Origin of the sequence: Chryseosolibacter histidinae, from assembly GCF_018598225.1 — a bacterium.
Classification (GTDB): Bacteria; Bacteroidota; Bacteroidia; order Cytophagales; family Cyclobacteriaceae; genus Chryseosolibacter; species Chryseosolibacter histidini.
Genome location: NZ_JAHESF010000045.1, coordinates 46,999 through 55,754, shown reverse-complemented (window position 1 = coordinate 55,754; position 8,756 = coordinate 46,999). Strand labels below are relative to the sequence as shown.

Below are 8,756 nucleotides of genomic sequence, written 5' to 3'. Positions count from 1 at the left end.
CCGCGGACGGCTTCCTGTTGCCAGAATAACCTGGTCCGTCCATACCCGCTCGATCTTACTTCCATTCACAATTTCGATCTCGTTCTGACTCAGCAGCCGCGCCGTGCCTTTTTTAAAAGCAAGCAGATGCGCATGACGTGAATCCTGCATCTGGCGCATGTGGTCTTCCAGCATACCTTTCCGTTCGTCGATGGCTTTCCGGACTTCTTCCTGGATCTCCCTGTAATTGAAACTCGGTGCCTGAATATTGAATCTTTTAAGGTTCTTGCGGAAAGAGGCAGCTTCACGCGAGAGCTCCCACCAGGTTTTGGAAGACAATGCCCCGTTCGTGACGCCGGCACCACCTACCTTGTTTTTTTCCACCAACAGCGTTTTCTTTTTAAAATCAAGCGCACGCATCGCCGCAGCATAGCCAGAGGGGCCTGCGCCGATCACAACAAGATCAAATTTTTCCATAACCAGATAGACAAGGGGTTTTCTAGGATACTATTTACGATTTTTTCGGGCGCAATTCAATAGGTTAAAGTTGATTTTGTCTCGGTAAATGGATCCCCGCAACCATACACCTGACGCTGCCCCCGCCCACGTTTTCGATGGTATTGATCTGCAGGGGCAACATCTCCGCAAACTGGCTGATGGCATTTACCTGCCCTGGCAACAAGGACTGAAAGGCAGTTTCTGACAACAATACCACCGGCTCATGGTCATGCGTGAACACTTCGATCATATTGCCTGCAAACGCCCGCATTTGTGCAAAGCTGATGGCGATCACTTTCTTTTCGGCAGCCGAAAAACTTTCAAGCAAAACATCCTGGTCATTTTCATCTTTAACCGCGTCAAGGCAGATCACCGCAAACTTCGCTCCTATACACATCATCACGTTGGTGTGATAAACAGCGATGTTGTTCTCATCAACAGCATTGAAAATAACAGGCTTGTAGCCCAACTCGTCACACAATCGTTTTACAAGCGCCTCATCGGTTCTGGGTGAGCGGCAGGCATAAGCGATTTTGTTCGCATGATCAAAAACAACGCTCCCGGTACCTTCCAGGTAACTACCGTGCTTCTCCGCTTCCGACAGATCGATGACACGGCGCACAACAAAATCGCGCTTCAGTTGATCTACAATATCAGCGCTTCTTTCCGTGCGCCGGTTCTCTGCCATCATCGGATATAATACCACCGTTCCGTCTTCGTGCAGGGAGATCCAGTTGTTGGGAAAGACCGCGTCAGGCTTTGCAGGTGATGCTGTATCGTCAAAAACATGCACGGCTATCTCATGTGCGGAAAGGACTTCCACCATGCGATCAAATTCCGCCTGTGATCTGGCTGTTGCATCCGCTGTTTGACGACCGGGGTTTTGCTGAAATGTGTTGGTGGCTGATGTTTGACTATTGGGGCCGAAAGATGCCGGCCTGATCATCATCAACGCATGAGGCTGTTGTGTAAACTTCATGTTGCAATGATAATCTTATTGCCATTAATTGACTATTTTTGAACTTAAATTGAAGTTGTATTCGCCATCCCTCCGAATGACTTTACTGCGAAAGCTTGCTAATTCCGGTGTTCATTTTGCCAACAGTGCTTCACAAAGAAGAAGTATTCTGCTTTCGAATCTCGTCAGCTTAATTTTATTTGGATTGGGCATGGTGCTCTTTATCGCCTATTACTGGTGGTTTGGGTGGAGCATGGTCACGGCAGCAATTCCTGTTGCCGCTGTTATATGTCTTTCGAGCATTGCGTTAAATCATTTTAACATCTCCACCATCAGCCGCATCTGGCTTACCCTATTGGTGCCGGTCATCACCCTGTCGGTATCGCTGTATTCCAAAAATATCTATTACAAAACCCAGGAGGAGCTCGATTATTTCACGTTCCGGTTCCTGATGCTGGCGAGCTGCGTTTTTCCGGCGATATTTTTCTCTTTCCGCGAGAAAAAATTTCTCTTCCTTACCTCGGCGGCCAGCCTTTTAATCCTGCTGGCCTTCGATCCGCTTCATGAGCTTTTTAATGTTCCATACCGGAGCCTCGGCGCACTCTATGGCGAAGATGCGCTGAACGAAACCAACTATGCTTTCACCAACGTGGTGATCGTGATCACTTACGGCATCATGATGGGTGCGGTCTTCTTCCTGAAATGGACCTCTGAATCCAGTGAAGAAAAAGCTTCACTGCTCATCGAAGAGCTGCACAAGATGAATGTAGCACAAGCAGAAAAAAATTCCGAGATCGAAGCACAGAACCAGGAGATCGTCGCGCAGACCGAGAACCTGAACCTGAGCCAGTACCGGCTGAAGGAAGCGTACGATCTCATCGCCGAGCAGAAAGAAATGCTGCTGCAGCAAAATCAAAATCTGTCGAGCGAGCTCGTTGATACCAACCGCGATCTCTCCGCCACCAACAACGAGCTGATCAAACACAACAACGAGCTCAGGCAATTTTCGTATACCGTGTCTCATAACTTGCGCGGACCGGTTGCCAGCCTGCTGGGACTGCTGAGTCTCGTGGACCGGGAGAGCCTGACGGCAGAGAACGCGGAGATCTACACCCACTTTGTTACTTCCGTCAAACGCCTCGACGGCATCATCTCAGACCTCAGCAAGATCATCGATATCCGCCAGGATATTTTTCACATCCGTCAGCGCATAAACCTCAAGACGGAGGTGGAAGAGATCCTTCATGGATTTAAAAAAGACATTGACGCTTACCAGATCGTTATCAAAACAGATTTCCACGCCTGCCCTGAGATCTATTCTGTGCGTCCCATGGTGCACAGCATTCTGTACAACCTGATCAGCAACGCCATCAAATACCGCACGCCGGCCAGCAGGTCCGAAATAGAAATATCATCAGCCATCGATGAGAATTACCTGATCCGTGTGAAAGACAACGGCCTGGGTATTGATCTTAAAAAACACAACAACAACCTGTTCAAGCTGTACAAACGTTTCCATCATCACACCGAAGGCAAAGGGCTGGGACTGTACCTGGTAAAACTTCAGGCCGAAGCTTTGGGCGGCAACGTGGAGGTGGAAAGCGAGATCAACAGGCATACTACTTTTACGGTCTTTCTGGGACAGCCACAGAACGTGCAGCAGCAGATCCTTTACGAAGAACCTTATGCCAAGATCTTCTTCGACGCCACCATCAATGCCATCGGCGCCAAATGGTACGGGCCGGTGTCTGGCGAACAGTACCGGAGCGCTTTTCTCAAGTGCCTGGAATTTGTAAAGGCATACAGCACACCCAATTATATTGCCGATATTTCCGACCAGGGACATATTGCACCGGAAGACCAGCAATGGATGTTCAGGGAAATTATGCCTGAAGCAGCGCAATACGGCTTGAAGCGGATCGCTACGATCAAATCCGGCACGAATGATGCTGCCGTCAAACAGTATCTTAAAGGCATTCATGAGAACCTGCTCAAGCTGGGCGTACGGCAGGAAAACTTTTCGACCCTGAACGAAGCGATGGACTGGATCCAGCTCGAAAACGAAAAACACCGCAGCGTGTAAAGTGATGATCGATCAGCTATTGGAATTAGACCGGGAGATCTTCCTGTACCTTAACGGCTTCCACACGCCGTGGCTGGACCCGATCATGCTGTTCATTACAGAAACCCTGTCTTGGCTGCCGCTGCATCTTTTCCTGTTGTACCTGATCTTCAAAGATCATCAGAAAAAAGGCTGGCTGGTATTGATTGGACTCGTGCTCACCATTGTGCTGGCCGACCAGGTCACCAGCACGCTGATGAAGCCCTATTTCGCCAGGTTCCGTCCTTCGCATGAGCCCGCGCTGCAATCGCTCGTACACATCGTGAATGGCTACAAAGGCGGGAAGTTCGGCTTTGCGTCCAGCCACGCAGCCAATACTTTCGGCGTGGCCAACTTCCTGTTCCTGCTCTTCGGCAAAACAAGGAAGTGGATCGTCATGCTCTTTCTATGGGCTGCCCTGGTCACCTACTCCCGCATCTACCTTGGAGTGCACTACCCTGGCGATATCCTGGTGGGTGCACTGGTGGGTATGTTGTCAGCAATGGCCAGCTTCTGGTTTTACCGGTGGCTTAAAAAAATATACGACAACAGAAAAAAACAGGCTTCACCTTCAGGAAGCCCGCAGTAACCGCTTCACATACTTTCCGATAATATCAAACTCAAGGTTCACCGTATCACCCGGCTTCAACTGGTGGAAATTGGTATGCTCAAACGTGTAGGGAATAATGGCTACTGTAAACGCGCCGTCATTAGAATCGAAACAAGTGAGGCTGATGCCATTCACCGCGATGGAACCTTTCTCAACGGTAACGTTGCCGGCAGCCGGGTCATATTCAAACGTAAAGAGCCAGCTTCCGCCCACTTCCTTTACAGATCTCACAATACCTGTCTGATCTACGTGGCCCTGTACGATGTGACCGTCAAACCTTCCGTTGTTCAGCATGCAGCGCTCGAGGTTCACCTTGCTGCCCTTGACCAGGTTCCCCAGGTTGGATCGCTGAAGGGTCTCATCGATGGCCGTCACCCAATGCGCATCGCCTTCAATAGCGGTGACGGTGAGACATACACCGTTGTGCGAGATGCTCTGATCAACCTTGAGGGCGCTGCTGATGGTGCTGACGATCTTAAAATGGCGATTGGTGCCCTCGTCCCTGAAGCTGGATACTTCTCCTATGGTCTCAATGATGCCTGTAAACATGCCTGTTCAATTTTCATTCAAAAAAGCCACGCTTTTCCAATACTTACAAGATCAGGCAGCACTTAAGTTCATTTTTTCAGCTCGGCAATCGCTTTTTTCTGGTCGTCGCGAACGGTGGGATACGCAATGCCCAGCTGTTCCAGGTACGTTTTATACTTCGCAGGATTGTAATAATACTTCTGAAGCTGCGGCTTATACTGGCCTATGATGTCTTTGTTCAGATATACTGCCGGGATGTCTTTAGGGCCCACCAGCGGCGTGTACTGGATGTCTTTGGTCTGCTCTGTCCTGTAATATTTCCAGGCCTCCTGGATCAGCTCGGGCTTCAGCAGCAGATCGATCAGTGTGGTTGCCTCGGCCTTCGCACCTGCGATGATGCCTTTGTGCGCGATCGGCGTGGCCATGGAGATGGCATTGGACCAGTGATGCCCCGGCAAATTGGGGATATTGGAAGGATACCGCAGCACTACGGTAGGCAGTGACCACGAAATATCCGCAATATCATCAGAGCCTCCGCCCATGGCCAGCATCTGCCGGCCTCCCATCATCACCGGTTTCACGTCTGCCGGCAGCCCGATGGAATCCAGCTTTACAGACAGCCCCTCGATCTTGTTGGATTTCATCTCTATCTGTGTGGCTTTGGCTAACAGCTGGTCTGCTTCCGTCCATGCTGGCAACCCGATCTGGCGGATGTTCTCATACATGGCCACGGCGATGGGCTTGTTGAAGTGCCCCGGCCAGGCAGAGCCCAGTATCTCATAGGTAAACTTTGTATCGGTCATCATCGATGCACCTTCCGCGATCTTTACACCAAGGTCGAACAGCTTCTTGATGTCAGGATACGTGCGTTCACGGAAGTAATACCAGACCGAAGCTTTGGAAGGCACCACGTTGGGCTGGTCGCCGCCATCGGAGATCACATAGTGTGACCGTTGTGTGAGCTCGAGGTGCTCGCGGCGGTAATTCCATCCGATGTTCATGAGCTCCACGGCATCGAGCGCGCTTCTTCCCCTCCATGGTGCGCCGGCGGCATGGGCGGCCTGACCTTCAAATGTAAATTTCGCCGATACAAGGCCGGTGTATCCCGCATCGCCATAACCCACGGAAAGATTGTTGGCAACGTGTGTGAAGATGCAGGCATCCACGTCTTTGAAATATCCCTCGCGCACATAAAAAGCTTTTGTTCCCACCAGCTCTTCGGCAACACCTGGCCAAAGCATCAATGTACCGGGGATCTTCTCACGCTCCATGATCTTCTTCATCACCAGCGCAGTCACAATATTCAGCGCCTGCCCGGAGTTATGGCCTTCACCGTGGCCGGGAGCACCCACTACAATGGGGTCGGCATAGGCAACGCCTGGTTTCTGCGAAGCCTTGGGAATGCAGTCAACATCCGATCCGAGCGCGATCACCGGTTTGCCCGATCCCCAGGTGGCGATCCAGGCGGTGGGTACATTGGCTACCCCCTTCTTTATGGTAAAACCATTTTTTTCCAGAAGCTCCGTCAGGTACCGGAACGTTTCATATTCCTGGAAGCCCAGCTCCGAAAAACTGAAGAGCATGTCGTTGATCTGCTGGGCAAGGGTTTGTTGTTTCTCCACTTCGGCGATCGCTTCGGCTTTGAGCCGTTTGATCCTTTCATCACTCGGGTTGGTTTGTGCCATGGCTGCGAAGGGGAGCAGCAGCAAGCAGAACAGGAACGAAATCGTTGTAGGTCTCATGAGGTTCAGGTTATGCCTGAATATGCCGCTTTTTTGCGAAAGCCGGCTTACCGTTCAAAATATTTTGGTTTATAATGTAAACCAGTTTATATTTACCTCGTTAATAACCGCATATGAAACCCGGAACGGAAAACCTCAGCGCCCAGGAGAGCCTCGATCTGATCACCGACATGATCAGGGAGGCCAAGGGCAACATCCAACAGAATGCGTTTCACTTCCTGCTGTGGGGCTGGGTGGTGGTATCTGCCAACCTCGGCATGTATACGCTGGCGAAGATCGGGTATCCTCGTCCTTATATTGTCTGGCTGATCACCATCCCTGCATGGATCATCTCCTTTTATGTGGGATACAAACGGGGCAAAGCCTCGCGCAGAAGAACGCATTTCGATCAGATCAGCATGTGGTTGTGGATCTGCTTCGGGGTTTGCATTTTTACATTGATAGGATTCGGTTACAAGCTCAATCATCAGCTGAACCCGTTGATCGTCACCATCAGTGTGATCCCTACGTTCACGTCGGGCCTGATCATCCGCTTCAGGCCATTGATGTTCGGCGGTGTGGCGTTATGGATCTTTGGTATCATCGGTTTCCTGACACCCCATGCGTTGCAACCGCTGGTAGGTGCAACGGGCATTGTCTGCGGTTACCTGATACCCGGTTATATGTTGCAAAACAGGAAAGCGTAGGCATCGATGTTCAAAGATCTTGATCCATTATTACATTCACAGCTTCGGCTTGCGGTGATGTCGCTGCTCATCAGTGTTGAAAGCGCAGAGTTCACCTTTCTCAAGGAAAAAACGAACAGCACCGCCGGCAACCTAAGCGTACAGCTCGACAAACTTTCGGAGGCAGGGTATATCAATGTTGAAAAATCGTTCAAGGGTAAAAAACCATTAACCACGTGCAAAGTGACCAAAAAAGGGATCAAGGCTTTTGAAGAGTATGTGAACACACTCAAGCAATACATCAACAAATAATTTTTTTAGGCTTTTAGTTTATAAAATAAACCAGTTTACACTATGAAAAAACTTACCATGACCTTAACGTTACTCGCAGCCCTGAGCTGCGCGAACCTTCTTGCCCAGGCGCCAGCCGAACCCGTGAACAAAGAGAAGATGAAAGTAGTTGCCGGATGGGTCGGCCGCTGGCAGGGCGAAGGATGGATGCAGATGGGGCCGGGAGAGCCGAAGAAGTCTTCCGTTGACGAAAAAATAGAATCGAAGCTCGAGGGCACCGTCATGCTGGTGGAAGGCATTGGCAAAGCAACGAATGCCTCCGGACAGGAGATCGTTGTTCATCACGCACTCGCAGTGCTTTCGTACGATCAGCAGTCGGGCCAGTACAAATTCAAAAGTTACCTGAAAGACGGACGAAGCACTGATGCCTGGTTCAATGTGACCGGCGAGAACAAATTCCAGTGGGGCTTCGATATTCCTACCCGTGGCAAGTCGCGCTACACGATCGTGATCGATCCCGCTAAAAAGATCTGGAACGAGATCGGTGAGTTCTCCGCCGACGGTACAACATGGTCGAAGTTCTTCGAGATGAACCTGAAAAAAACAGAATAACATGAAAGCCATCATCATCAGCCTCCTGGTCTGCCTGACGGGTTATTTTCCACAAACAGAAAATGCTGGCCCGGATGCAGAAACGTATAGCGCTTATCTCGGCAGCCGTGACGTGGAAACAACCAAGGCCCGGTGGAAAAAAATCGTGGCCGATAGAAAAGTAAGATCCGAAGCTGCCCCGGAGAATACCAAGCTGTTGTATGAGCTCACGCTCGCCCAGTTCGGACTGCTCACTGCCACCCAGCGCGACCGTGATGAAGACCTCTTTGACGATTATGTCGAGGAGACCGAAGCGAACCTTGAAACACTCATCGACAGAAACAAGAACAGTGGCGAGCCCCGGGCATTGCTCGCCGCGCTGTACGGAATGCGGATGTCGTATAGCCCTATGAAAGGAATGTTCCTCGGGGCCAAAAGTGAGAGCCTGATGGACCAGGCCCTGAAACGTTCGCCCGCATCTCCACTGGTGTGGAAGCTTCATGCCAACGCCAAGTTCTTCACACCTGAAACGTGGGGCGGCGACCTGAAAGAAGCGATCACTGCCTATGAAAAAGCGGTAGCATTATACGAGTCGGCACCAGACAAAGGCAAGGACAACTGGTTCTACATCGACACGCTGGCCTTCCTGGGAAAGGCTTATGAAAAAAATAACCAGAATGCCAAGGCGATTGAAGTTTACAAGAAGGCACTCAGCGCTGAACCTGATTACCAGTGGGTGAAGTCGGTGCTGCTGCCCAGGGTTATGAAAAGCACGTCACCACAATAACCATGC

Annotated in this window: 10 protein-coding genes; 6 read left to right on the top strand and 4 right to left on the bottom strand. The window is 50.6% G+C overall.

The window, feature by feature from the left end; genetic code table 11:
- Both KK083_RS27575 and ctlX read right to left on the bottom strand, forming a co-directional pair.
- A partial coding sequence (locus KK083_RS27575; RefSeq protein WP_254169369.1) for an FAD-dependent oxidoreductase occupies positions 1-456 on the bottom strand: 456 nt, incomplete at its 3' end.
- Positions 457-520: 64 nt separating this feature from the next.
- Positions 521-1,456, bottom strand: a complete 936-nt coding sequence (gene ctlX / locus KK083_RS27570; protein ID WP_254169368.1) for a citrulline utilization hydrolase CtlX — start codon at positions 1,454-1,456, stop codon at positions 521-523.
- 190 nt (positions 1,457-1,646) lie between these two features.
- On the opposite strand from ctlX, the gene KK083_RS27565 reads away from it, so the two are divergent.
- Together KK083_RS27565 and KK083_RS27560 are read left to right on the top strand one after the other, a co-directional pair.
- Positions 1,647-3,518: a sensor histidine kinase gene (locus tag KK083_RS27565; protein WP_254169367.1), complete on the top strand. Its 1,872-nt coding sequence runs from the start codon at positions 1,647-1,649 to the stop codon at positions 3,516-3,518.
- Positions 3,519-3,522: 4 nt separating this feature from the next.
- Positions 3,523-4,125, top strand: coding sequence for a phosphatase PAP2 family protein (locus tag KK083_RS27560; RefSeq protein ID WP_254169366.1), 603 nt, complete (start codon positions 3,523-3,525; stop codon positions 4,123-4,125).
- Here KK083_RS27560 and KK083_RS27555 read toward each other — a convergent pair.
- Positions 4,108-4,695, bottom strand: coding sequence for a riboflavin synthase (locus tag KK083_RS27555; protein ID WP_254169365.1), 588 nt, complete (start codon positions 4,693-4,695; stop codon positions 4,108-4,110). The two genes, KK083_RS27560 and KK083_RS27555, sit on opposite strands and share 18 nt — an antisense overlap.
- Positions 4,696-4,763: 68 nt before the next feature.
- On the bottom strand, positions 4,764-6,416 hold the full coding sequence (locus KK083_RS27550; RefSeq protein ID WP_254169364.1) for an amidohydrolase: 1,653 nt from the start codon (positions 6,414-6,416) through the stop codon (positions 4,764-4,766).
- A gap of 113 nt (positions 6,417-6,529) precedes the next feature.
- Here KK083_RS27550 and KK083_RS27545 point away from each other — a divergent pair, with 113 nt between their 5' ends.
- The 4 genes from KK083_RS27545 to KK083_RS27530 are packed head-to-tail and all read left to right on the top strand — an operon-like array spanning position 6,530 to position 8,750.
- Positions 6,530-7,102, top strand: coding sequence for a hypothetical protein (locus KK083_RS27545; RefSeq protein ID WP_254169363.1), 573 nt, complete (start codon positions 6,530-6,532; stop codon positions 7,100-7,102).
- Between the two features lie 6 nt (positions 7,103-7,108).
- A complete protein-coding gene (locus tag KK083_RS27540; protein WP_254169362.1) occupies positions 7,109-7,393 on the top strand; it encodes a winged helix-turn-helix domain-containing protein in 285 nt (94 codons plus the stop codon).
- A gap of 42 nt (positions 7,394-7,435) precedes the next feature.
- Positions 7,436-7,984, top strand: a complete 549-nt coding sequence (locus tag KK083_RS27535) for a DUF1579 domain-containing protein (protein ID WP_254169361.1) — start codon at positions 7,436-7,438, stop codon at positions 7,982-7,984.
- Between the two features lies 1 nt (position 7,985).
- Positions 7,986-8,750 carry a tetratricopeptide repeat protein gene (locus KK083_RS27530; RefSeq protein ID WP_254169360.1) on the top strand — a complete coding sequence of 255 codons (765 nt, stop codon included), beginning with the start codon at positions 7,986-7,988 and terminating at the stop codon, positions 8,748-8,750.
- The last annotated feature ends 6 nt before the right edge of the window (positions 8,751-8,756 follow it).